Source organism: Rhizobacter sp. P2_G4 (assembly GCF_056403575.1).
This window is the reverse complement of the sequence record NZ_JBFUFG010000002.1, coordinates 506,951-530,343: the sequence shown is the minus strand read 5'-3', so window position 1 is coordinate 530,343 and position 23,393 is coordinate 506,951. Positions and strand designations below refer to the sequence as shown.

Annotated in this window: 18 protein-coding genes, 1 tRNA gene and 1 pseudogene; 11 read left to right on the top strand and 9 right to left on the bottom strand. The window is 64.8% G+C overall.

What is annotated here, in order from left to right; genetic code table 11:
- The first annotated feature begins 72 nt into the window (after nucleotides 1–72).
- Nucleotides 73–1,788, top strand: coding sequence for an acetate--CoA ligase (locus AC1DYS_RS08895; RefSeq protein ID WP_477898122.1), 1,716 nt, complete (start codon nucleotides 73–75; stop codon nucleotides 1,786–1,788).
- Here the strand turns inward: AC1DYS_RS08895 and AC1DYS_RS08890 are convergent.
- Both AC1DYS_RS08890 and AC1DYS_RS08885 read right to left on the bottom strand, forming a co-directional pair.
- Entirely contained in the window at nucleotides 1,785–2,303 is a 519-nt protein-coding gene (locus AC1DYS_RS08890; protein WP_477898120.1) for a GNAT family N-acetyltransferase, read from the bottom strand. The two genes, AC1DYS_RS08895 and AC1DYS_RS08890, sit on opposite strands and share 4 nt — an antisense overlap.
- A 48-nt stretch (nucleotides 2,304–2,351) precedes the next feature.
- A complete protein-coding gene (locus AC1DYS_RS08885) occupies nucleotides 2,352–3,167 on the bottom strand; it encodes an alpha/beta hydrolase (RefSeq protein ID WP_477898118.1) in 816 nt (271 codons plus the stop codon).
- A 266-nt stretch (nucleotides 3,168–3,433) separates the two neighbouring features.
- Here AC1DYS_RS08885 and AC1DYS_RS08880 point away from each other — a divergent pair, with 266 nt between their 5' ends.
- Nucleotides 3,434–5,680 carry an ATP-binding protein gene (locus tag AC1DYS_RS08880; protein WP_477898116.1) on the top strand — a complete coding sequence of 749 codons (2,247 nt, stop codon included), beginning with the start codon at nucleotides 3,434–3,436 and terminating at the stop codon, nucleotides 5,678–5,680.
- A 62-nt stretch (nucleotides 5,681–5,742) separates the two neighbouring features.
- Here the strand turns inward: AC1DYS_RS08880 and AC1DYS_RS08875 are convergent, their stop codons facing one another.
- Genes AC1DYS_RS08875 through AC1DYS_RS08865 form a run of 3 tightly spaced genes read right to left on the bottom strand, consistent with a single transcriptional unit; the run spans nucleotide 5,743 to nucleotide 8,899 of the window.
- Nucleotides 5,743–6,114 (bottom strand): hypothetical protein, encoded by a 372-nt coding sequence (locus AC1DYS_RS08875; protein ID WP_477898114.1) that lies wholly within the window; start codon nucleotides 6,112–6,114, stop codon nucleotides 5,743–5,745.
- Nucleotides 6,111–8,297, bottom strand: coding sequence for a toll/interleukin-1 receptor domain-containing protein (locus tag AC1DYS_RS08870; protein WP_477898112.1), 2,187 nt, complete (start codon nucleotides 8,295–8,297; stop codon nucleotides 6,111–6,113). Before AC1DYS_RS08870 ends, AC1DYS_RS08875 begins: the two co-directional genes overlap by 4 nt.
- Nucleotides 8,297–8,899 (bottom strand): hypothetical protein, encoded by a 603-nt coding sequence (locus AC1DYS_RS08865; protein WP_477898110.1) that lies wholly within the window; start codon nucleotides 8,897–8,899, stop codon nucleotides 8,297–8,299. The genes AC1DYS_RS08870 and AC1DYS_RS08865 overlap by 1 nt, the downstream gene beginning before the upstream one ends.
- A 420-nt stretch (nucleotides 8,900–9,319) precedes the next feature.
- Here AC1DYS_RS08865 and AC1DYS_RS08860 point away from each other — a divergent pair, with 420 nt between their 5' ends.
- From AC1DYS_RS08860 to AC1DYS_RS08830, 7 genes are all read left to right on the top strand, one after another.
- Entirely contained in the window at nucleotides 9,320–10,246 is a 927-nt protein-coding gene (locus AC1DYS_RS08860; protein WP_477898108.1) for an alpha/beta fold hydrolase, read from the top strand.
- A gap of 103 nt (nucleotides 10,247–10,349) precedes the next feature.
- Nucleotides 10,350–11,454 (top strand): peptide chain release factor 2 gene (gene prfB / locus AC1DYS_RS08855; protein WP_156154200.1). Its coding sequence is split into 2 segments (ribosomal slippage): nucleotides 10,350–10,430 and nucleotides 10,432–11,454, totalling 1,104 coding nucleotides; the frame shifts between segments, so codons are not numbered across the junction.
- Nucleotides 11,455–11,476: 22 nt separating this feature from the next.
- Complete coding sequence (gene pepN, locus AC1DYS_RS08850; protein ID WP_477898106.1) at nucleotides 11,477–14,170, top strand: aminopeptidase N; 2,694 nt, start codon at nucleotides 11,477–11,479, stop codon at nucleotides 14,168–14,170.
- Between the two features lie 10 nt (nucleotides 14,171–14,180).
- Nucleotides 14,181–15,197, top strand: a complete 1,017-nt coding sequence (locus tag AC1DYS_RS08845) for a class 1 fructose-bisphosphatase (RefSeq protein WP_047485059.1) — start codon at nucleotides 14,181–14,183, stop codon at nucleotides 15,195–15,197.
- A 57-nt stretch (nucleotides 15,198–15,254) separates the two neighbouring features.
- Nucleotides 15,255–15,926 (top strand): histidine phosphatase family protein, encoded by a 672-nt coding sequence (locus AC1DYS_RS08840; RefSeq protein WP_477898104.1) that lies wholly within the window; start codon nucleotides 15,255–15,257, stop codon nucleotides 15,924–15,926.
- Nucleotides 15,927–15,969: 43 nt separating this feature from the next.
- A tRNA-Thr gene (locus AC1DYS_RS08835) sits at nucleotides 15,970–16,045 on the top strand.
- Nucleotides 16,046–16,121: 76 nt separating this feature from the next.
- A complete protein-coding gene (locus AC1DYS_RS08830) occupies nucleotides 16,122–16,541 on the top strand; it encodes a VanZ family protein (protein ID WP_477898102.1) in 420 nt (139 codons plus the stop codon).
- Nucleotides 16,542–16,653: 112 nt separating this feature from the next.
- Here AC1DYS_RS08830 and AC1DYS_RS08825 read toward each other — a convergent pair whose 3' ends face one another.
- From AC1DYS_RS08825 to AC1DYS_RS08810, 4 genes and pseudogenes are all read right to left on the bottom strand, one after another.
- Nucleotides 16,654–16,899 (bottom strand): hypothetical protein, encoded by a 246-nt coding sequence (locus tag AC1DYS_RS08825; RefSeq protein WP_477898100.1) that lies wholly within the window; start codon nucleotides 16,897–16,899, stop codon nucleotides 16,654–16,656.
- A 114-nt stretch (nucleotides 16,900–17,013) separates the two neighbouring features.
- Nucleotides 17,014–17,349 (bottom strand): annotated as a pseudogene (locus tag AC1DYS_RS08820) (homogentisate 1,2-dioxygenase domain-containing protein); the annotation flags it as partial.
- Between the two features lie 20 nt (nucleotides 17,350–17,369).
- Nucleotides 17,370–19,076, bottom strand: coding sequence for a GGDEF domain-containing protein (locus tag AC1DYS_RS08815; RefSeq protein WP_477898098.1), 1,707 nt, complete (start codon nucleotides 19,074–19,076; stop codon nucleotides 17,370–17,372).
- 105 nt (nucleotides 19,077–19,181) lie between these two features.
- The gene (locus AC1DYS_RS08810; protein WP_477898096.1) at nucleotides 19,182–20,483 is read right to left on the bottom strand and encodes a hemolysin family protein; all 1,302 of its coding nucleotides are present in this window, start codon (nucleotides 20,481–20,483) and stop codon (nucleotides 19,182–19,184) included.
- 93 nt (nucleotides 20,484–20,576) lie between these two features.
- On the opposite strand from AC1DYS_RS08810, the gene AC1DYS_RS08805 reads away from it, so the two are divergent.
- Together AC1DYS_RS08805 and AC1DYS_RS08800 are read left to right on the top strand one after the other, a co-directional pair.
- Complete coding sequence (locus AC1DYS_RS08805; RefSeq protein WP_477898094.1) at nucleotides 20,577–21,398, top strand: symmetrical bis(5'-nucleosyl)-tetraphosphatase; 822 nt, start codon at nucleotides 20,577–20,579, stop codon at nucleotides 21,396–21,398.
- A 223-nt stretch (nucleotides 21,399–21,621) separates the two neighbouring features.
- Nucleotides 21,622–23,355, top strand: coding sequence for a beta-1,3-glucanase family protein (locus AC1DYS_RS08800; protein ID WP_477898092.1), 1,734 nt, complete (start codon nucleotides 21,622–21,624; stop codon nucleotides 23,353–23,355).
- Nucleotides 23,356–23,393: the final 38 nt, after the last annotated feature.

The window sequence follows — 23,393 nt, the reverse complement described above, 5'->3', positions numbered from 1 at the left end:
TCTTGGCCGCGTTGGCCACACGACATTCGGCAGCGCCCCTTGCGCGGCCGGCAAAAACCAGGAGACAAGCGCATGCACGAGCGCCCCGAGACACCGTATGAACAGCTCTACAACGGCTTTCGCTGGAAGGTGCCCAAGCACTTCAACATCGCCGAGGCGTGTTGCACGCGCTGGGCCCGCGAGACGCCCGATGCCATCGCCGTGCACTACGAACACGAGAACGGCGAGACGCTGAGCTGCAGCTACGCGAGCCTGCAAGCGCAGGCCAACCGCCTCAGCCATGCGCTGCAGCGCCTGGGTGTGCAACAGGGCGACCGGGTGGCGATCGTGATGCCGCAGCGGGTGGAGACTGCTGTCGCGCACATGGCCATCTACCAGCTCGGCGCCGTGGCCATGCCCTTGTCGATGCTGTTCGGCCCGGATGCGCTGGCCTACCGCCTGCAGAACAGCGAAGCCCGGCTCGCCATCGTGGACGAAGGCGGCATCGAGAACCTGCTCGCCGCCCGCGCCGAGTGCCCCAACTTGCAGACGATCGTGGCCGTGGGTGGCTCGCAGGGCCAAGGCGATGCCGACTGGCCGCAGCTGCTGGCGCGTGAGCCCACGCAATTCAGCTCGCTGCTGACCTACGCAGACGACCCCGCCGTGCTGATCTACACCAGCGGCACCACAGGCGCACCCAAGGGTGCGCTGCTGCCGCACCGCGCGCTGATCGGCAACCTGAGCGGCTTCGTCTGCAGCCAGAACTGGTTTCCTCAGCGTGGCGATGTGTTCTGGTCACCCGCCGACTGGGCCTGGACCGGCGGGCTGATGGATGCGCTGCTGCCCACGCTCTACTTTGGCCACCCCATCGTGGCCTACCAGGGCCGCTTTGCCTCCGACAAGGCCTTCGAGCTGATGGCCCGCTACGGCGTGACGAACACCTTCCTCTTCCCCACGGCGCTCAAGGCCATGATGAAGACGGTGCCTGCGCCGCGCGAGCGCCACGCGCTCAAGCTGAGGGCCATCATGAGCGGCGGCGAGGCCGTGGGCGACGCGGTGTTCGAGTACTGCCGGCAGCAGCTGGGTGTCGTCGTCAACGAGATGTTCGGGCAGACCGAGATCAACTACCTGATCGGCAACTGCGGCATGTTCGTCGACACCACCGGCGCGCCGCACATCGGCTGGCCGCCGCGCCCCGGCAGCATGGGCCGCCCCTACCCCGGCCACCGCATCGCCGTGCTGGACGAAGAAGGCCAAGAGTGCCCGCCCGGAACGCCCGGCGACGTGGCCCTGCACCGGCTCGATGCGCACGGCCAGCCCGACCCAATCTTCTTCCTGGGCTACTGGCGCAACGACGAGGCCACGCGCGCAAAGTTCACCGGCGACCCGGAGGACTCATGGTGCCGCACCGGCGACACCGCGCTGATGGATGCCGACGGCTACTTCTGGTACCAGGGCCGCAGCGACGATGTGTTCAAGGCAGCCGGCTACCGCATCGGCCCGAGCGAAATCGAGAACTGCCTGGTGAAGCACGCGGCGGTGGCCAATTCGGCGGTGGTGCCCCAGCCCGACGCCGAACGCGGTGCCGTGGTCAAGGCCTTCGTGGTGCTGGCCGTCGGCCACAGCGGCACGCCGCAGCTCGTCGAAGAACTGCAGCAGCACGTGCGCGAAAGGCTGGCGCCGTATCAATACCCGAAGGAGATCGAGTTCATCGACGCACTGCCGATGACGACCACCGGCAAGGTGCAGCGCAAATTGCTGCGCCAGCGCGAGGAAGAGCGCGCCGGGCAGGCCCGAGACGCAGGCTAGCGCGCGGAGAAAGCGGCCAGCGCGTCGCCGGTCACCCGGCAGATGCGCCAATCGGGCAGCAAAGTCGCGCCCATGCGCTCATAGAAGCGGATGGCGCTCTCGTTCCAGTCGAGCACGCTCCATTCGAAACGGCCGTAGCCGCGCTCTGCGGCCAGCTTGCCGAGCCGCGTCAGCAAGGCCTCGCCGACGCCCTTGCCGCGGTGGGCCGGCTGAACGTAGAGGTCTTCGAGGTACAGCCCGGGCTGGGCCAGGAAGGTCGAGAAGTTGGTGAAGTACAGCGCGAAGGCCCCCACTTCGCCATTCACCTCGGCGACCATCGCTTCGGCGACTGCCTTTTCGCCGAAAAGGTGTGGGCGCAGCTTCTCGGGTGTGACCTGCAGCAGGTGGGTCAGCTTTTCGAACTCGGCCAGTTCGCGGATCAGGCCGACGATGGGCACTACGTCCCGCAATTCGGCAGGGCGCAGCTGGACGGTGGGGTCGGGGGCTTTCGGTTCGGGTGATGCATGGGAAGACATGCGCGCATTCTCGCAGCCCGCATCGCCCTTTCGCATCACCCCTTCGCATCACATCGTGATGGGAGTCCACAGCGGTGCCAGACCGGCTTGCGCGCTTTCGCCACGCACCAGCAGCGGCTCGTTGCGCTGTGGCAGCAGGTGCTGGCTGAAGAAGTCGACCACCCGGGTGATGTAAAGCGGCAACGCCTCGTGCAGCGTGCCAGCATGCGACTGGCTGGCCGTGAGCCACAGCCGCGCACCGCATGCCTTGGCCAGTTGCTGCGCCACCGCAGGCGCCACGACCCGGTCGCCCTGGCCATGGATGATGAGCACCGCGCGGTCGCGCAACGCAGGCAGGCTGCCGAGCACCGGGCGCCGGCCGAGGTCCACACCCGACAAGGCGCGGCCCAGCCAGCGCACGAATGCCAGCACCGGCGGTGGCACGACGAGGCGCTCAGCGTCGGCATGGGCCTCGACGCGCGGGCTGTCGGCCACCACGGCCTGCACAGCCGGCTCTTCGGCCGCCGCCAGCAACGCGGCCGACGCACCGATGGAGGCCCCGAGCACACCGATGTTGCCCGAGCCATGGCCTCGTGCGAGCAGGTAGTCGATAGCGCCCAGCACATCATGGCGTTCTGACTCGCCATGGCCACGCAGGCGCGTCACCAGCACCGTGATGCCGCGCGCGCGCAGCGCCTGCGCCAGGGTTCGCACGTGCAGGCTGCGGTTCTCGACGCGAGCATCGCTGCCCCAGCAACCCACCTGGCCGACCACGAGCACCACCGCCGCACGGGCATTTTCAGCCGGCAGCAAACTGGCCTGGACGCGCGCGCGGCCGTCTCGCGACAGGAAACTCACCTCGTCGGGAGAGGCCGTCTTGAGCAAGGAGTCTTCAAAATCTACTTTGCGGCGCGGTCGGGAGGCGCGCTTCGCCACCCAGCGAGCGCCTGCGGCKGCAACGGCTGAAGTCATCAAAGGCAATGGCGTGTTCATGGCTCGCTCCTGGGCGTTTGCCGCGGCAGGCCCCGGGCTGGGTACGCGACGCGATCGATGTCTGCAGTGTTCGGCGAGCGCCTCGGCAGCGTCCTTGAGCAAGCTGAAGCGTTCTGAAACCTGCGCTATCGCGTAAATTGCGGCCCAGGAGGGGCCTCGTGCCTGATCAATATCTTTTTGGCCGGTTCGCCCTGCGACCCGCCCAGCGCCAACTGCTTGTCGACGACCAGCCGGCCACGCTGGGCGCGCGCGCCTTCGACGTGCTGCTCGCGCTGGTGGAGAACCGCGACCGCCTGGTGTCGAAGAACGAACTGCTCGATTTCGTCTGGCCCGGCCTGGTGGTCGAAGAAAACAACCTGCAGGTGCACGTGTCCGCCCTGCGCAAGCTGCTGGGCCCGCAGGCCATTGCGACGATCCCTGGGCGGGGTTACCGCTTCACGCTCGTCATTGACGAGGCACCCGGAGCGTCAGCCCGCCCAGCGGCCACGCGGCCCGCCTTGCCCGAACGGACCCTGCCGCTGCTGGGCCGCGATGCCGAGATGGCCACGCTGCTGGAGCTGCTTGAAAAGCACTCCTTGGTGACGCTCGTGGGTCCAGGCGGCATCGGCAAGACCACCTTGGCGCGAAGCACGGCGCTGGCCCGGCAAAGCGCCCTGCCTGACGGTGTTGCGTGGGTCGAGCTGGCCTCGCTCACGGACCCTCGCCTCATCGCCGGCACGATCGCGCAAGCACTCGATCTGCAGCTGGCGCCAGGGGGCGACGCCTTGCCGGCGCTGGTCACGGCGCTCAAGCCGATGCAGTTGCTGCTGGTCATCGACAACGCCGAGCACCTGCTCGACGACCTGGCCGTGACGATCCAGGCTCTGCTCAAGGGCACGCCCGGGGTGCATTTGCTGGTCACAAGCCAAATCCCGTTGCGACTGCAGGGCGAGCAGGTGCTGCGGCTAGAAGCGCTCGCTGTGCCCGAATCAGGCAGCGATGCGCAACGTGCCGCGAAGCATGGCGCCGTCGCCCTGTTCACCGAGCGTGCCCGTGCCGCAGACCGACGCTTTACGCTGACTGACGACAACGTTAGAGACGTGATCGAAATCTGCCAGCGCCTGGACGGCATGCCCCTGGCACTGGAACTCGCAGCGGCGCGCATGCCGCTGCTCGGCGCCCGCGGCGTGGCCGAGAGGCTCGATGACCGCTTCAAGCTGCTCGCCGGCGGTAGCCGCTCGTCGCCAACGCGCCAGCAAACGCTGCAGGCGGCGCTCGACTGGAGTCTGGCCCTGCTCCCCGAGACAGAGCGCAGCGTGTTCCAGCGGCTGGGTGTGTTCGCGGGTGGTTTCACTCTCAGCCTCGCGAGCGCCGTGCTGGTGACCAACGAGTTGGACGAATGGGCGCTGATCGACGCCTTGGCCGTGCTCGCCGAGCATTCGCTGCTGAGCGTCAGCCCCGGTGACCCGCCGCGCTATGCACTCAGCGAAACGGCGCGTGCCTATGCGCTCGCGCATCTGCAGGCTGGCAGCGAGTACAACGCCTTGCGCACGCGTCACGCCGTCGCCACGCGGCGTTTCTTCGATGCATCGCCCTCCGACTGGTTGCAGATGAGCGACGCGGACTGGCTCGCTCGATACGAACCCGAACTCGACAACCTGCGTGCCGCCTTGGCCTGGGCTCACCACCAAGCCGATTCTGAGACCGTGGTCGCACTCGTCGGTGCAGCGGCTCCTCTCTGGCACCACCTGTCACTGCACAGCGAAGCGAGGCAGTGGCACGACCTCAGCGAATCGATGCTCGATGCCGCCACGCCCAAGCCGCTTGCTGCTCAGTGGTGGCGCGCGGCACAGTGGGCCTGGTCAGAATCAGCGCCCGAACGCGCGCGCGCCGCGGCTGAGCAAGCCCACGACTTATATCGTGAACTCGGCGACGTGCACGGCCTCTATGCCGAACTTACCGGGTTGGCAGGCATGTGGAGTGAAGCGCATCCGCAAGCCGTAGCAGCGCTGGAGGAGGCACTGTTGTTGGAGCGCAGTGATTGGCCGACGCGTGAGCGTGCTTGGGGCCAACGTGCGCGCGCCGATGTGGCACGAGCCCACGGGGCATTGAGGGAAAGTCTTGCCGCTCGAGAAGCGGAACTGTCTTTGAGAAAGGCAGCAGGCGACGAACGCGGGCAATTGCGTGCTCTGTCGCATCTGGCCGATCTGGCTTTGGCACTGGGCAATGTCGACGATGCGGTCAAGCAAGGCCAGGAATTGATCTTCAAGCTACGCGCCCGACGCATGCCATCCACGTTGTGTAATGCGCTGTGGAATTTGATGGCCGCCTTGAGAGCGCAAGGCGACGTTGTTGGTGCCGAGAATCTGCGGCCGGAAGCCGAAGCCTTAGCAAAGGACTTTGGCATTCCTCCGAAGCGAAACTGAGCTGCATGCAGCGTGCTGGGCGTGCCCGACCAGTAAAGGCCGGGGAGCCGTCAGCAACTACTTCAAGGAGTATTGTTTCCCACGGTGGGATCCAGCTCTATCAACTTACCGCTGACCTTCTCTACAACGCGAACGGTGTAGGCGTACGCGAGCCCATCACGATTCTTGTTGTGGACCGCAGCCAACTTCCCGTCGCAAGTCACAACGACTTTGCCAAAAGTCTTCTCCGCGCCAGGTGATGTGAATTCGATAGCCGTCCCATCAACGGGAAAGTGAAAACCCACGGTGTCGAGTTTCCACCGTATGTCTTGAGCACCCTTCGCAAATTCGGTCATGTCGAGAACATCCGGAGTGACTCGGATTTCGATTTCGGCATCCGCGTTCTTCTTCAACGCCAAGACGTGAACGACTGGATTCCTCTTACCTCTGATCATGGTTTAGCTCCTGTAGTGGATGTCGGCCTGCTCCCGCCCCGCGCGGTTTGCAGATTTGCGAGAAGATGGGCATATGCGGGGTGCCGGTACGAAGTGAGTTCTATTTGAGAAGCCAGAAGCTGGGCTCCAGCGAAGTCACCCATATGAAATCGTGCCTGGGCCAAAGCAGCCAGGACGCTCCCCTCTGACATGGAAGCAAACGGGCTGAGCAGCATTTCAGCTCGCCGCCATCCATCCCGCGCTGAAATGGCGTCTGGCGAGATTTCGCCTAGCGCCAGTGCAAGGTTGGCTATCTCGACAGAGAACCTAGCTCGATCGACAGTGTGCTCCGTCAACTTCGGCGAAACGTCATTCAAGAAGGCTCGCATCTCGGAGACCAAGCTCGCACGCTTGTCTGGTCCAGCGAGTTGACTTGCCAGTCGCAAATATCTCGCTCTGATGAGCGTCGAGTCCCTCAGGCCCGTCGTCCCCACCGAGCTGTAGTAGGAAACACACTGGCTGGCCTTGACAAACTCTGCCTGTGCAACGGCTCGGGCCTCTTCCGCCAGTTCAATCTCCGCCAGCCTCAGGCGAACTGAACACTCGTGAGCTCGCCACCGAAGATTCTGAGGATCCCCGGTCACCAGAGCAGATGCAATTTCCATCGCACTCTTGACGTTAGCCTTCGCGGTTTCCAAGCGCCCGAGTGCCAACTCATAGATGCCGATCCAGTGCAATGCGCTCATAGTCGCCAGTTGGACGTTCCTATCGGCTTCTGCGTTCGTCACCGAGCGAAGGACCGTCAGCTTGCTTCTTTGCTCGTTTGAGGCGCGCTGATAGTCCCCCAGAAGCTCATATGCATCTGCGAGCCAGCCATGGGCATTTGCCAAGTCAAACAACAGGTCAGATCGCTTGACGGAGAGTTCTCGCAACGAGGCTTGCGCCAACTGCAACGACTCTAGTGCAGGCGCCGGCTTGTCGGACCCGAGCTGAACCATGCCGACATTCAAATGTGCAAATGCGACCTCGGCTTGCCAATCGATATTGCTTGAGTCGATCTTCACCAAGCGTTGAGCGAGCTCCAGATAGTTCTGAAACTTCTCTTCAGCGAGCTTTCCGTCTGCTCTCTTCCACGCCGCATATCCCACCCAAAACACGCTTTGCGCATGATCGAAAATTCGCGCCCCGTCATTCGGTGCTTTGGCCAACAACTGCGCAGTCGTGCCAGCAGCCTGTTCGAACGCTGCCTGTGCTTCGGTGGGGTTTCCGCGAAGATCGCGAATCTCGCCAATCAAATGCATCGCGCGGGATCGGTGACCTAGTGCCGTTGCATCCAATCGGTCTGACTCCTGCGCGCCGTAGTAAGCCAACGCCTTCTCACCCACTGAATCCAAGACTTCCAGCCGCCCCACAGGCTCCAGCTTCTTACGCAGATCACCGAGCATGAACTCGATCAAGCCTTCCGCCTGAACCCGCTGAAGCTGCGCCTCATTGCGCGCTCGCACAGCCATCACAGCCATCAGCGCGAACACCATGACACCCAGCACCGATGCGCCGACCAATGCCGACATCCAACGCATGCGCCGCTGCAGATCGCGCCGCACCAAGTCGTCGAAGCTCACGCCCACCATGCCGGCCAGCAGCTTGAGCATCGCGCGCTGCGGTCCATCGCCGTGCTTGCGCATGTCGGCCGCGATGGGTTCGAGCGGCTCGCCTTCGGCCACACCCTCGGGCGTGAGCGCACGGCGCAAGGCGGGCGGGAAGCACTCTTCGGCTTCGCGCCCCGGCATGTCACTCGCAAACGGCTCGCCGCGCACGATGAGCGCGAGCACATGGCGCTCGCCACGCAGCCTCTTGAACTCGATGATCTCGCGGTTGACCCAGGGCGAGCGCGCAGCATCTGGCGTGCAGACCACGATGAGCCAGCGGCTGCGTGACAACGCGTCTTGCACGCTGCTCTTGAGGTCGGCACCTGCGTGCAGCTCGTCACGGTCGCGGAAGACCGGCAGCACACGCGCCGGCACGGGGCCTTCGGAGGTTTCTCGGCCGACAAGGCGGCGTGGCAGACGGTAGGTTTCGAGCTGGCGCTGCAGTCGTTTGGCTACTGCCTTGTCATGGTGGCTGTAGCTCAGGAACGCCCAGTACTTCGGCGCCTGCGGCACGGGGTGCGCAGGCGGGTCGGCGGGCGAGACCAGTTCGAGCATCACCCGGACCTTGTCACATGCGCAATCACCGAGGCCACCTGTGCGGGACCGCAGGGCCGCGATGGTGCCATCTCGTAGGCGCTGCGGCCACGTGCGACGCGGCCTTGCCGCTGCCAGATCAGCACGGGTGTGGTCTGTGGCTGCGTGGACACGTGAATCACCGGAATGCAGCGCCGGCAGGCTTCGTTGACGATCTCGGCGGTGCCGCCGACGCCCTGGGCTGGCTGCCCGTTCCACACCGCCAGCAGCACATCGGCTTCGTCGAGCAGGGCATGGCCGGCGCGGCGATAGGCCTGCGCCGAGACCCCGGGCCGCCCGGGGAGCTCTGTGATGCGATCGGCCCGCGCGAGCAGTTCAGCAAATTGCGCGCGAGAGGCGGTGTCGGTGAAATCATGTTCATAAGTGTCGCGCACGAATGGCAGAACGGCGTGCAAGACATAACCCGTTTCCAGCGCGAGCTGTGCCACATGCCGGTCGGCACCTTCGGCCAGGCCGGACAACAAGGTCGGCGCGGCCGCGCGCGCCGCTTTGGCGATCTGTGCCAGCAAGGGCCGAAGCTGCGGCGTGAGCCGCTCGAGCTGGCGCTGCGAAATGCGATTCAAGCGATGCCCCGTCACACCGATGTTCAAACCCCGGGTTGCTCGTTGCGGCAACAAAGAACGTCTCCCTGACTCAGTCGAGCTTGTCTTTGGCCATGGCGTACCCCGACTCCCGAAGCATAGGGGACGGCACGCGCCTTTCGGTAAGTGTCACAACGGATGCCGGCAACGACGCTTGAAGCGCAGCCCGCGTGGCCGATTCAGTCGCCGGCGACGAAGCAGCGAGAAGCACGACGATCGACAGCAAGGCTGCGACCGCACGCGCGAAAGAGGTGGTGGTGATGATTCGACTCCGTGGCCTGGCGCTCCAGCGGACTGTCGTGCGCAAGGGGTACGCACGTCCTGAAGGCGGCCTGAATCGTTCTGAAAACGCTGTCGCACCACGGACAGCGAGGCGCGATCGGCCGACCTATCATCGAACGCATGAGTGACACCCCTTACGTCGTGCGCCGCGAGAGCCGCAGCGAGTTCATTGCCGTCCGCGGCCTCAGCTACCACGTGCGCCACTGGGGCGATGCCAGCCTGGTGAGCCAGGAGCGCCCACCGCTGGTCCTGGTGCATGGCTGGATGGACGTGGGTGCGTCGTTCCAGTTCGTGGTCGACGCGCTGGCCAACGATCGCTACGTCATCGCGCCCGACTGGCGCGGCTTCGGCCTCACCGACAGCCCGCAGGAAGACAGCTACTGGTTCGCCGACTACCTGGGCGACCTCGATGCGATCATCGACACCACGCTGAAGCCCTTTGCCGGCGTGACGCAGGTCGACCTCGTGGGCCACAGCATGGGYGGCAACGTGGTGATGATCTATGCCGGTGTGCGGCCGCAACGGATTCGCCGGCTGGTCAACCTCGAAGGCTTCGGCATGCCGGCGACGATCCCCTCGCTGGCACCCAAGCGCTATGCGATGTGGCTCGACGAGTTGAAGGAGCCGGTGGAGATCCGTCCCTACAAGACTTTGGAGGCCGTGGCCACGCGCCTGCGCAAGACCAACCCGCTGCTGCCGGCCAACCGCGCAGCGTGGCTGGCGGCGCACTGGTCACGCCAGGACGAACACGGCCAGTGGCAGATCCTCGGTGACCCAGCCCACAAGCGCAGCAACCCGCTGCTCTACCAACGCGATGAGGTGCTGGCCTGCTGGAAGCTCATCACCGCCCCGGTGATGTGGGTCGAAGGCGACCAGACCGACATCGGCAAGTGGTGGGGCCAACGCTACAGCAAAGCCGAGTTCCATGAGCGCCTCGCGACCGTGGCGCAGCGCGAAACGCATGTGCTGTCTCCCGCCGGGCACATGCTTCACCACGACCAGCCCGAGGCGCTGGCCCGTCTGCTCGAAGCCTTCCTCGCGAATTGAGGGGTTGCTCGCGACGAGTGTTGTGGCCCTCAGGCCGTAAAATCGCGGGCTTGCCTCGCACGCCAGACGTGCGCCACGGCCCACATTTCACAGGAATCGCATCATGGACGTCGAACACATCAATGCCATTGGCAACTCCCTGGCCGACCTGACGAAGCGCACGGTCGACCTCCGGGGGTATCTTTGACTACGATCGCAAAGCTCTAAGACTCAACGAAGTCAACGCCGCGCTCGAGAACCCGAAGGTCTGGGACGAACCCAAGCGCGCACAGGAACTGGGGCGCGAGAAGCGCACGCTGGAGACGGTGGTCGAGACGATCAACCACCTCACCAGCAACCTGGCAGACAACACCGAGCTCTACGACATGGCCAAGGAAGAAGGCGATGTCGCGTCGCTCGCCGCCATTGAAGCCGAAGCCGACAAGCTCGACGCCACGGTCAAAGACCTCGAGTTCCGCCGGATGTTCAACAACCCGGCCGACCCGCTGAACTGCTTCATCGACATCCAGGCCGGTGCCGGCGGCACGGAAGCTTGCGACTGGGCCAGCATGCTGCTGCGCCAGTACCTCAAGTACGCCGAGCGCAAGGGCTTCAAGACCACGATGGAAGACGAGACGCCGGGTGACATCGCCGGCATCAAGAGCGCCACCATCAAGGTCGAGGGCGAGTACGCGTTCGGCCTGCTGCGCACCGAGACCGGCGTGCACCGCCTGGTGCGTAAGAGCCCGTTCGATTCGGCGGGCGGGCGCCACACGAGCTTTGCCAGCCTCTTCGTCTACCCCGAGGTCGACGACACGGTCGAGATCGAGATCAACCCGGCCGACGTGCGCACCGACACCTTCCGCGCCAGCGGTGCCGGTGGCCAGCACATCAACAAGACCGACTCGGCGGTGCGGCTCACGCACATCCCGACCGGCATCGTGGTTCAGTGCCAGGACGGTCGCAGCCAGCACAGCAACCGCGACGTGGCCTGGAAGCGCCTGCGCTCGCGCCTGTACGACCACGAGATGCGCAAGCGCATGGAAGAGCAGCAGAAGCTCGAAGACACCAAGACCGACGTGGGTTGGGGTCACCAGATCAGAAGCTATGTGTTGGACCAGAGCCGCATCAAGGACCTGCGTACCAACGTCGAAATGTCGAACACCCAGAAGGTGCTCGATGGCGATTTGGACGTTTTCATCGAGGCCAGCCTCAAGCAGGGCGTCTGAGAGAAGAACAAGGAGATATTGCATGCGTGAAGGCACAGCCACATTGATCCGCCGCGAGGACTACACCGCACCGGCGTACTGGATCAAGACCGTCGACCTGACTTTTGATCTCGACCCGGTCAAGACGCTGGTCATCAACCGCATGCAGGTCGAGCGCAACACGGCCCTGCCGGTGCAGCCGCTCAAGCTGCATGGCGAAGACATCATGCTGACGCGCGTGCTGGTCAACAACGAGTCGGTCTCGTTCCGACACGAAGACGGCATGCTGGTGATCGACAACCTGCCCGAAGGCTCGTTCCACCTCGAGATCCGCAACACCTGCTGCCCCGAGAAGAACACGCAGCTGTCGGGCCTGTACACCTCGGGCGGCGGCTTCTTCACGCAGTGCGAGGCGGAAGGCTTTCGCCGCATCACCTACTTCCTCGACCGGCCCGATGTGATGGCGGTCTATACCGTCACCTTGCGTGCCGCCAAGTCGCAGTACCCGGTGCTGCTGTCCAACGGCAACCTGGTCGAGCAAGGCGACATGATGGCCGGGGTGTACGGCCCGCGCCACTTCGCCAAGTGGCATGACCCGTTTCCCAAGCCCAGCTACCTCTTCGCCCTGGTGGCGGCCGACCTGGTGGCGCGTGAACAGCACATCCGCACGCGCTCGGGCAAAGACCATCTGTTGCAGGTGTACGTGCGCCGCGGCGACCTCGAGAAGACCGAGCACGCGATGAACTCGCTGATCGCGAGCGTGGTGTGGGACGAAGCGCGCTTCAAGCTGCCGCTCGACCTGGAGCGCTTCATGATCGTCGCCGTGGGCGACTTCAACATGGGCGCCATGGAAAACAAGGGCCTGAACATCTTCAACACGAAGTTCGTTCTGGCCAACCCAGCCACCGCCACTGACGTCGACTACGCCGGCATCGAAAGCGTGGTGGGCCACGAGTACTTCCACAACTGGACGGGCAACCGCATCACCTGCCGCGACTGGTTCCAGCTCAGCCTGAAAGAAGGCCTGACCGTCTTCCGCGACCAGGAATTCAGCATGGACATGGCGGGTACCGCGACCGCCCGCGCCGTCAAGCGCATCGAAGACGTGCGCACGCTGCGCCAGATGCAGTTCCCCGAAGATGCCGGCGCCATGGCGCACCCGGTGCGTCCGGACAGCTACGTCGAGATCAACAACTTCTACACCGCCACCGTCTACGAGAAGGGCGCCGAAGTCGTGCGCATGATGCAGACCTTGGTAAGCCGCGAGGGTTTCGAGCGTGGCATCACGCTCTACTTCAGCCGCTTCGACGGCCAGGCCGTGACGTGTGATGACTTCGCGCAGGCCATTGCCGATGCCAACCCGCAAAGCGAGCTGGCCAGGCAGCTGCCGCAGTTCAAGCGCTGGTACGCGCAGGCCGGCACGCCCCGTGTCAGCGCGCGCGGCCGCTACGACGCGCCGTCACGTACGTATACGTTGGGCGTCGAGCAGACCGCCCTGCCCTCGCCCGGCCAGCCGGCCAAGCAGGCCTACGTGATTCCGCTGGCGATGGGGCTGGTTGGCCGTGATGGTCGCGCGCTGCCGCTGCAGCTCGAAGGCGAAGCCGAGCCGGTGGGCACAGAACGCGTGCTGGTGCTCAACGAGGCACGCAGCTTCTTCACCTTCATCAACGTCGACGTGGAACCGGTGCCGTCGCTGCTGCGCGGCTTCTCCGCCCCGGTGGTGCTGGCCGATCACCTGGCCGATGCCGATCTGCTCACACTGCTGCAGCACGACACCGACCCGTTCAATCGCTGGGAAGCCGGCCAGCGCCTGGCGCTGAACCGCCTGCTCGCCGCGGTGAAAGACCAAGCGCCGCTGCAACTCGACGACGCCTTCATCGACGCCATGCGCAAGCTGCTGCGCCACCCAGAGCTCGACGCCGCCTTCAAGGAATTGGCGCTCACGCCGCCGAGCGAAGCCTACGTCGCCGAGCAGCTCAACCCGGTGGACCCACAGCGCATTCACCAGGCACGCGAAGCCATGCTGCTGCAGCTGGCGCAGGCCTTGAAGGAAGACTGGGTCTGGGCATTCGAAGCACATCAGGTCAAGGGCGGCTATTCGCCCGACCCAGTGTCGTCGGGCCGCCGTGCACTGGCCAATCTGGCGCTGACCATGCTCTGCCGCGATGCCATCACGCGTGCCGACGTGGTGTGGCCAGGCCGCGCCTACGAGCGCTTCAAGGATGCCGGCAACATGACCGACCGGCTGGGCGCGTTGACGGCACTGACGCATTCACATTCCGAGCTTGCCGAGTTGGCGTTGCAGCGCTTCCACATGCTGTTCAAGGACGAAGCGCTGGTCATCGACAAGTGGTTTGCGCTGCAGGCCACCACGCCGGAAAAAGACGGCCAGGTGTTCGCACGTGCCAAGCAGCTGCTCAAGCACCGCGACTTCTCGCTGAAGAACCCGAATCGGGCACGAAGCTTGATTGCATCGCTGTGCATGAACAACCCGGCCGCCTTCCACCGCAGCGATGCCGCCGGCTATGTGTTCTGGGCCGACCGCATCATCGAGCTCGACAGCATCAACCCCCAGCTAGCCGCTCGCCTCGCGCGGGTGATGGACCGCTGGAGCCAGCTCGCCGAGCCCTACCGCTCGGGAGCCGGCGAGGCGCTGAAGCGCGTGGCTGCCAAACCTGATCTCTCCAGCGACGTGGCTGAAATCGTCAACCGCGCCCTGCAACAAGAATCGAACTGAAGGAAACCCCATGAGCAAGCGCATCAGCCTGACCCAGTACCTGATCGAGCAGCAACGCCTGCACGACAACATCCCTGGGCAGCTGCGCCTGCTGATCGAGGTGGTGGCGCGCGCGTGCAAACGCATCAGCATCAGCGTCAACAAGGGTGCGCTCGGTGACGTGCTGGGCACGGCCGGCAGCGAGAACGTGCAAGGCGAAGTGCAGAAGAAGCTCGACATCATCGCCAACGAAGTGCTGATCGAGGCCAACGAATGGGGCGGCGCCCTCGCCGCGATGGCCAGCGAGGAAATGGAAGGCATCTACGTCGTGCCCAACCGCTACCCGCAGGGCGAATATCTGCTGCTGTTCGACCCGCTCGACGGCTCGAGCAACATCGACGTCAACGTGAGCATCGGCACCATCTTCTCGGTGCTGAAGAAGCCCGATGGTTCGGCCGGCGTGAGCGAAGCCGACTTCCTCCAGCCGGGCAAGCAGCAGGTGGCCGCTGGCTACTGCGTCTACGGCCCGCAGACCACGCTGGTGCTCACCGTGGGCGATGGCGTAGCCATGTTCACGCTCGATCGCGAGCAAGGTTCATTCGTGCTAACGCAAGACGGCGTTCAGATCCCGGAAGACACCAAAGAGTTTGCGGTCAACATGAGCAACATGCGCCATTGGGCGCCGCCGATGAAGCGCTACATCGACGAATGCCTGGCGGGCAAGACCGGCCCGCGCGGCAAGGACTTCAACATGCGCTGGATCGCCAGCATGGTGGCCGACGTGCACCGCATCCTCACCCGCGGCGGCGTGTTCATGTACCCGTGGGACCAGCGCGAGCCCGAGAAGGCCGGCAAGCTGCGGCTGATGTACGAGGCCAACCCAATGGGCTTCCTCGTCGAGCAGGCAGGCGGCGCAGCCACCAACTGCCAGCAGCGCATCCTCGACATCGAGCCCGGCAAGCTGCACCAGCGCGTGAGCGTGGTGCTGGGATCGAAGAACGAGGTCGAGCGCGTCACCGCCTACCACCAGGCCCAGGCCCAAGCCTGAGCGGCTTCGTCGCCGCGGCGACAGGCGGCGTGACGCGCCAGCGAGAGAATCTTCTCCATGGGAACTCTCTACCTCGTGCGCCACGGCCAAGCCTCGTTCGGGGCCGACAACTACGACAAGCTGAGTGAGCTCGGCCACCGCCAATGCGTGCGCCTGGGTGAATATTTCCGCCACAAGGGCGTGACGTTCGACGCCGCGCTGGTCGGCACGCTGCAGCGGCAGATCGAATCGCTTGCCGGCATTGCCGAAGGCCTGCAATGGCAGGCCGAGCCGCTCTCGTGGCCGGGCCTCAACGAATACGACAGCCACGCTGTCGTCAGCGCGATCCACCCGGAGCCGCTCGCCAAGCCCGACACGCCCGAACTCGTGCGCCACCACTTTCGTTTGCTGCGCGACGGCCTCGTGCAATGGATGGCCGGCACGACGCAGCCCATGGGCATGCCCAGCTACGCGGATTTCGTGAGCGGCGTGACAGGCGCGCTCGACCACATCCGGCAGAACCACCATGAGAAGAACGTGCTCATCGTCTCCAGCGGCGGACCCATCTCCACCGCCGTGGGCCAAGTGCTGGGCATGTCGCCCGAAGCAACCATCGAGCTGAACCTGCGCATACGCAACAGCTCGGTCACTGAGTTCGCCTTCACCCCCAAGCGGCACATGCTCGTGACCTACAACACGCTGCCACACCTCGATCACCCCGACCACGCGCCGTGGATCACGTACGCGTAGGCCGAAGACGCAGATCACACCGCTATAATCTCGCGCTTCACCTGCCGGTGTAGCTCAGTTGGTAGAGCAGCGCATTCGTAATGCGAAGGTCGAGGGTTCGACTCCTTTCACCGGCACCAGATATTTATCGTTTTGCCTGAAGCCAGCGCCTCCGCCCACCGCGGTCCGTTGGCTTTTTGGTATCTAGAACAGACCATGAGCTCTCTGCAAGCTCCAAGCCGCCTCTCGAGCGCGCTGGCCACCATCACCCATGCTCGGCGCTCGTGGCAAGCGCTGCTGTTCGTGCTGACCGCCGTGGTGCTCTATCTGGCGCTCATGCCCTCGCCTCCGCAGCAGATCGATCTGGGCTGGGACAAGCTCAACCACGCCACCGCATTCGCTGCGCTGACGATCTCGGGTTGCTTCGGCTTTCCGGGCTCTCGCCGGATGGTCCTGCTTCTGCTGCTCGCGGTGCTGGCCCTGGGCGGGCTGATCGAGGTATTGCAGGCCTACGTGCCCGGCCGCAGCAGCGACTGGTTCGACCTGCTGGCCGACTCGGTTGGCATGCTGTGCGGCGTGGTGGTGGCCTTGCCGCTGCTGTGGCTCACCCGCGGGCGAATCCCACAGCCAGCCTGAGCGATCGCACGAGGCCGCAAGCGCGGCCTGTGAAGCAGCGCCTTACCGCCGCGACGCGGCGCACATCACGGCGCAAAGAAATGCGACGGCGATGAGCCTGTCGCGGGGCAACTCAGTGAGGCGCGCTCAGCTTTTCCCAGTACGCGACGGCCTTGCTTACCCAAGCGCGGTAATGCGGGTCTTGCTTCGAGTAGTAAGGGATGCCGCGTTCGACGAACTTGGCAACAGCCTGCGCCAGTGCTGCACGCGCGGGGCTGGCACCTTCTTCCAGCCCGACGGCTTCGAGCGCGTGCAACGCCTTCACGCGAGGCATGGGCTCGGGCGCCATGAGGCGCTCGCGCAGGGTGGATGAATCCATGACGGAAGTGGCAGAAGACATTCAAAGGCTCCGAGGGCGACCAGAACCTTATTTTTCGTCTTATCTGATCCCGACTTGATGAATGAAACAGGGCGTTCGCGGTCCAATTCACGCTTACGTGGTTTTGCCGAGCCCCGCCCAGCAGTCGGCGTAGCGCGTATCCAACAAACCGCTGCCGAGTGCAAATTCCATCGGCAGCAGGCGGTAACGGCTTTCAAACATGAAGGCCAGCGTGTCGGCCAACTTCTGCGGTGCCAGCTTGGCCGACGTCGCCTTCTCGAAGGCATCGGCATCGGGCCCATGCAGCACGAAGCTGTTGTGGACACTCGTGCTGCCGGGTACAAAACCTTCCTGCTTGGCGTCGTACTGGCCATGCACCAGGCCCATGAACTCGCTCATCACGTTGCGGTGGTACCAGGGCGGACGGAACGTGTCCTCGGCCACCAGCCAGCACGCGATGCGCTCCATTCTCAGCGCGAATCGATCACCTCGACGCGATTGCGCCCATGGTGCTTGGCCTCGTAAAGCGCGAGATCGGACTGCTCCAGCAACTGGGCCGCCTCGATGTTGGGCTTGGCCAGGCACAGGCCGATGCTGATCGTCACCTTCAGCCCCGCAGCAATCTGCTCCCAGTCATGGCCCTGGACCGCCAGGCGCAGGCGCTCACAGGCGTCACGCGCCCACTCCGGCGAGGCATGGGCAAACACGATCAGGAACTCTTCGCCGCCCATGCGCGCGATCAGGTCACCACCGCGCACCCGTGCCCTGAACAGGTCGGCGATGGCCGTCAGCACCTGGTCGCCCACGGCATGGCCGAAACGGTCGTTGATCAGCTTGAAGTGGTCGAGATCCAGCATGGCCACCGCCAAGGGCTCGCCACTGCGTGTGCCGTGCGATATCAGCCGAGGCAACTCGCGTTCCACCTGTCGGCGATTTCCCAAACCGGTGAGCGGGTCGGCCAGCACGTAGCGGCCCAGCTCTCGCGCCTGCGCCTGCAGCCGCTCGGCTTCTGCAGCCATCTGCTCGGCGCGCACGCGCTGCAGCTCGGCCTGCATGCGAGAACGCTCGGCGCTGAAGAGCGCCTGGTCGAGCTCGAGCCGGTTCATCATCAAGCGCGATTGGGCGTCGTTGCGCTGCTCCAGCTGCGCCTTGGTCAGTGCGTGGTAAGTCTCGTGGTGCATCAGGGCTTCGGCCAGGTCGCCACGCGCCTTGTGCGCGATATAGAGCTGCAGGTGCATGTCTTGCACCATGGCGTTGGCGTACAGCTCTTGAGCACCCGCCAGCGCCTCGTTCAGGATCGTGATGGCCTCGTCGTAACGCTTCTCGCGCACCAGCAGCTCGGCACGGTTGCCGTCGCAGGCCAGCACCATCGCGCGGTGGCCGTGCTCGATGGCGAGCGCCCGCGAGTGGTCCAGCAGCGTGAAGGCTGCCTTCTCCTGTCCGCTTACGCCAAGATAGCGGCCCAGGTTGGACAGCGTGAGCGCCTCGCGGTAGGCATGACCCGAACGGCGCGCGACGATCAGCGCCTCTTCGCCATGGCGGCGCGCGCGCTCGATGGCAGCCTGCGCTGCCATGCTGTCACCGCGCGATTCGAGCGCGTCGAAAGCGTCCGACGCCACCACGCTGAGGTTGGCCAACGCGCGGTAGATCTCTTCTTCGTCTTGCAGCTCGCGCGCCATGGCCAACGACTCAGCCAGGAAGCGTTCGCCCTCTTCATAGCGACCCAGATGCGCCTTGGTCAGGCCGACGCGGTTGTAGGCCAGGCACAGCAGCTTCGCATCGCCGCTGGCACGAGCGGCTTCGACGCTTTCGCTGATGTGGTCCAGCGCCTCCTGGTTCAGGCCCAGGTCCATGAACGCCATGGCCATGTTGCACAACACGTCCGCGCGGGCAGCGTCGTCAGCGGTTTCGCGCAAGGACGGCAGCACCGCCTGCCCCGCCGCAACGGCCTGCTCCGCCAGGCCCTCGCGGGCATTCAGCCGGACCAGCAACCGAAGCGCGTGCGCCAGACTGGCTTTGTCCTGTGCGCTGCGGGCCAGGGCTTCTGCATGGAGGGCAAGCTGAATACCGCGCGCATGCTCGTCTCGCTCGGCCGCCTGCTCGGCCTGCTGCAACACCTCGGCCAAAGCCACCGGCGCGGGCCGGCGGGGGGCAGAGGATGTGATCGGGGTATTCATCGGTGTCGCAACCAAGAGCGGCTGATTGTGGGGCCTGCGAGGCCTCCGGGGCCATGAACCCCTCAGTGCGCACCCGAGTGGAGCGCCGACCCACCGATACCGCCGTCAGGCCGGCACGTCGCTGGGCTGCAGGGCCGTGACCAACACCTTGTCGACACGCTTGCCGTCGAGGTCGACCACTTCGAAGCGCCAGTTTTCCCACTCCACCGAATCGGTGGTCTGCGGCAGGCGCCCCAGCAACAGCATCACCATGCCGGCCAGCGTGTTGTAGCGGCCGCGGTCTTCTTCGGGAAGGTCCCGCAGGCCCAGGCGGTCCTTCAGCTCGGGCGCCGGGATCAGGCCGTCGAAGAGCCAGCTCCCGTCCTCGCGCTGGATGGCCCAGGCGTCTTCGGCTGCAGGGGTGGTGAACTCGCCCGTGATGGCTTCCATCACGTCGCGCACCGTGATCACGCCCTGCACTTCGCCATATTCATCCACGACGAACACCAGCTGCGCGCTCGACGCCCGAAACTGGTCCAACAGCTCCATGCCCGAGAGCGTCTCCGGCACGAACACGGGTGGCAGCAGTTTTTCGGTCAGCGACAGCGTCTGGCCTTGCAGCAGCTGCTGCAGCAGGGTTTGCGCCGATACCACGCCGAGCACGTCGTTCAGCCCGCCGCGGCACACCGGGTAGCGCGAATGCTCCTGGTCGACGATGGCCTTGAGCACCTCTTCGATCGGCGCGGCGGCGTCGAGCCAGACGATGTCGGTGCGGGGAATCATCATCGAGCCCACCGGCCGGTCGTCGAGCCGGAACACGTTGCGCACCATCTGGTGTTCCTGCGCTTCGATCACACCGGCATCGACACCTTCTTCCAGGCTGGCGGCAATCTCTTCTTCGGTCACCGAGCGGTTCGGCCCACCGCGCACGCCGAGCAGCCGCAGCGTGGCCTCGGTGCACCACGAGAGTAGCTTGACGAACGGCCGCGCCGCGAGCGAGAGCCATTCCATCGGCTGCGCCACCATGCGGGCCACGATCTCGGGGTACATCTGACCCAGGCGTTTCGGCACCAGCTCGCCGAAGATGATGGTGAGGAAAGTGATGCACATCACCACGAGCGCCGTGGCCGAAATGCCGGCAATCTTCGGGCGGATGTTGAACGCGGTGTTCAGCCACTGAGCCAACGGCTCGGAGAACGCCGCCTCACCGACGATGCCGTTGAGCACGCCGATCGACGTGATGCCGATCTGCACCGTGGACAGGAACTTGGTCGGGTTCTCGTGCAGGTCCATTGCGACCTGGGCCCCTGCATCGCCGGCCTCCACCATCACTTGTAGCCGAGCCCGGCGGCTCGCGGTGAGCGCCATCTCTGACATGGCGAACAAGCCGTTGAGCAGAATCAGAAAAACAAGAAGAGCTATGTCCATGAACCGGGGCCCGCCCGGAACGCACCGTACCAAGAAGCGAGCAAGCGTATCAGAGTGAGCCTGCGTCGCAGTGACAGGCCGCAGAATGCCGGCATGAACTACTTGATCGGTGACCTGCAAGGTTGTTGCGACGCGCTGGAACGGCTGCTCGCGCGCGTCGATTTTTCTCCGTCGCGCGACCGGGCATACATCCTTGGCGACCTGGTCAATCGCGGCCCGGCCTCGCTGACGACACTGCGCCGCCTGCAAGAGCTGGGCAACGCCGTCACCTGCCTGCTGGGCAACCACGACTTGCACCTGCTCGCCGTAGCCAACGGCATTCGGCCCGCCGGCCGCAGCGACACGCTGGGTGAGTTGCTGGAGGCGCCCGACCGTCCCGCCCTCGTCGATTGGCTGCGCCATCAACGCATGGCGGTGCATGAGCATGGCTGGCTGATGGTGCATGCCGGCGTGGTTCCGCAGTGGGATCTCGCAACGACGCTGCAGCTCGCAGATGAGGTGGAGCAGCGATTGCGCAGCCCCGAGTTGGTCGACTTCCTGCGCGTGATGTACGGCAACGAACCCTCGCGTTGGGATGCCGGGTTGCAAGGCGATGCAAGGCTTCGCTTTGCAGTGAACGTGCTGACGCGCATCCGCTTCTGCAGCGCCGACGGCACGCTGGACTTGAAGACCAAGGAAGGCGCAGGCGCCACGCCGCCGGGTCTCTATCCCTGGTTCGAAGTCCCGGGCCGATTGACCGCCGGCGTTCCGATCGCCTTCGGCCACTGGTCGACGCTGGGCCTGATCAACCAGCCCGACCTGCTGTCGCTGGACACCGGCTGCATCTGGGGCGGCAAGCTCACCGCAGTGCGCGTCGACGGCGCCTCGCGCGAAGTTTTCCAGGTGGACTGCGAACAGGCCATGAAACCGGGTTAAGCGGATTTGTAAGGCGCCGTAAAGCGCTTAGATGCCAGTTTAGTACCAATTTCAACGCCCGCCAACCGGGGTAAGCCAGCGCGGCCAACCGCGAAAAAAATCACGCTCCACCTGAACGCGCCCGAGGCGGGCGTCGGGTTGCGGCTTGTTGCAAGCCGCACGACCTGCCTTTGCTTGCACCACCCAGAATCCGCAGCAAACAACATTGCTTAACGGGGGGTGTATGAAAAATTTCAGAGCTTGGTGCTTCGCTTTGCTCGTCGGCTGGAGTCTGTCTGTCTCGGCGCTGGCGGCGGATTTCACTCAAGGCGTGAGCGCCTCGGGCAACGTTGCCACGCTGTGGTTCAAGTCCAGCGTCAATACCAGTTGGGTCGACGTCCACTACCAGGTCAACGGGGGCGGGCTGCAGAACCTGCGCATGGGCTACCAAAGCGCCAGCGCCCGCCATGAGCAAGCCGTGCCGGTGAGCACCGGCACCACGCTCAGCTACTTCTTCACCTACAACAACGGCGCGCCGGCCTACGACACGCCGCGCTACAGCTACACGGTCGCCAGTGGCACGACGCCGCCCCCTGCCACAGGCGCGGCGTGCTTCTACGAAAACGCCGACTACCAAGGTGCCTCGTTCTGCAGCGATGCGAGTTCAGCCTACGTCGGCAGCACCTGGAACGACCGCATCTCGTCGGTGAAGGTGCGGGCCGGTCAGCAGCTGCAGTTGTTCGAGCACGCGAGCGAAGGCGGCCGCAGCCTCACGCTGACAGCCGATGTGCCCAACCTCGTGGCGCTGAACTTCAACGACCTGGCCTCGTCGTACACCCTCGGCCCGGCCAGCTCGACCGACCTCCCGGTGGGCAACGGCGTGATGACGATCAAGCTCGCCAACGGTACCAATGGCGCCTATGCGGACTCGCAGGTCTACTGGTCCATCATCGGCTACAACCCGACCACGCGGGCTCTGTCCTATGTCGACAGGAACGGCAATCTCGTGCCGGCCTCGGTGAACGACAACAACGCCGCCAACCGCCTGACGAAGAACGGTCAGACCTACGCCAACTACTTCTACAAGATGAGCGAGGCCAACTGGGTCTCCATCCCGAAGATCGACTCGGGGCGGATGTTCCTCAGTGTCGGCTCGCCCATGTACATCAAGATCAACACCGCAGGCGATGGGCGCACCGGCTTCGCCGGGCCGGATATGGGCAACCCGAGCGACCCGAACCAGGATGTCTACTTCGAGTGGGTGGAGTTCACGGTCGACGGCTACGGCTACCACGGCAACACCACGCGGGTCGACCAGTTCGGCTTCCCGCTGCGCACCCGCCTGCTCGGCAAGGATGGCTACGACCGCACACTCGGCGAAACGCAATCGCGCGCTGCGATCTTTGCCGACTATGAAGCACAGGTGCCCGCCGAATTCCGCTTGTTGGCGCAGCGTCCCTACCGCATCATTGCGCCGGCCAAGAGCAACTTCAACGCCGGCAAGGCCAACGGCAACTACTTCGACGCCTACGTCAACCAGGTGTGGAGCACCTACGCCGCCAGGGATCTGGTGTTCACCGCCGAGGCCGGCACATTCCGTGGCCGCGTGATCGGCAACGACCTCGTCTTCTCGAAGGACGGCGGCCCCGCCAACCTCTACATCCACGGCAAGCCCACCACGCAGGCCATCTTTGAAGGCTCGGGCAACCTCGCCTCGGGCAACGCCCAGGAGCTGGTGGTGCAAGCGCAGATCACCGCCGCATTCAACCGACATCTGTTGGTCAACGTCGATCCCGCGCAGTGGAGCAACGCTGCCAGCTACTACGCAGCCGGCCCAGCCAACTACTACGCGAAGTTCTGGCACGACCACAGCATCGACGGCCTTGCCTATGGCTTCTGCTACGACGACGTGCGTAGCAAGAGCAGCCTGCTCGAGCACCCGGCGCCCAAGGGACTGATCGTCACCGTGGGCTGGTGAGGCCGCCCTGGCTTCAGACGACAACCACAACGTTTCAA

Coding starts and splice junctions, on each gene's coding strand:
- AC1DYS_RS08840 (WP_477898104.1), top strand. CDS start 15,255: ATGGGAACTCTCTACCTCGTGCGCCACGGCCAAGCCTCGTTCGGGGCC.
- AC1DYS_RS08830 (WP_477898102.1), top strand. CDS start 16,122: ATGAGCTCTCTGCAAGCTCCAAGCCGCCTCTCGAGCGCGCTGGCCACC.
- AC1DYS_RS08870 (WP_477898112.1), bottom strand. CDS start 8,297: ATGCTCGAACTGGTCTCGCCCGCCGACCCGCCTGCGCACCCCGTGCCG.
- AC1DYS_RS08895 (WP_477898122.1), top strand. CDS start 73: ATGCACGAGCGCCCCGAGACACCGTATGAACAGCTCTACAACGGCTTT.
- pepN (WP_477898106.1), top strand. CDS start 11,477: ATGCGTGAAGGCACAGCCACATTGATCCGCCGCGAGGACTACACCGCA.
- AC1DYS_RS08845 (WP_047485059.1), top strand. CDS start 14,181: ATGAGCAAGCGCATCAGCCTGACCCAGTACCTGATCGAGCAGCAACGC.
- AC1DYS_RS08825 (WP_477898100.1), bottom strand. CDS start 16,899: ATGGATTCATCCACCCTGCGCGAGCGCCTCATGGCGCCCGAGCCCATG.
- AC1DYS_RS08810 (WP_477898096.1), bottom strand. CDS start 20,483: ATGGACATAGCTCTTCTTGTTTTTCTGATTCTGCTCAACGGCTTGTTC.
- AC1DYS_RS08875 (WP_477898114.1), bottom strand. CDS start 6,114: ATGATCAGAGGTAAGAGGAATCCAGTCGTTCACGTCTTGGCGTTGAAG.
- AC1DYS_RS08890 (WP_477898120.1), bottom strand. CDS start 2,303: ATGTCTTCCCATGCATCACCCGAACCGAAAGCCCCCGACCCCACCGTC.
- AC1DYS_RS08800 (WP_477898092.1), top strand. CDS start 21,622: ATGAAAAATTTCAGAGCTTGGTGCTTCGCTTTGCTCGTCGGCTGGAGT.
- AC1DYS_RS08805 (WP_477898094.1), top strand. CDS start 20,577: ATGAACTACTTGATCGGTGACCTGCAAGGTTGTTGCGACGCGCTGGAA.
- AC1DYS_RS08815 (WP_477898098.1), bottom strand. CDS start 19,076: ATGAATACCCCGATCACATCCTCTGCCCCCCGCCGGCCCGCGCCGGTG.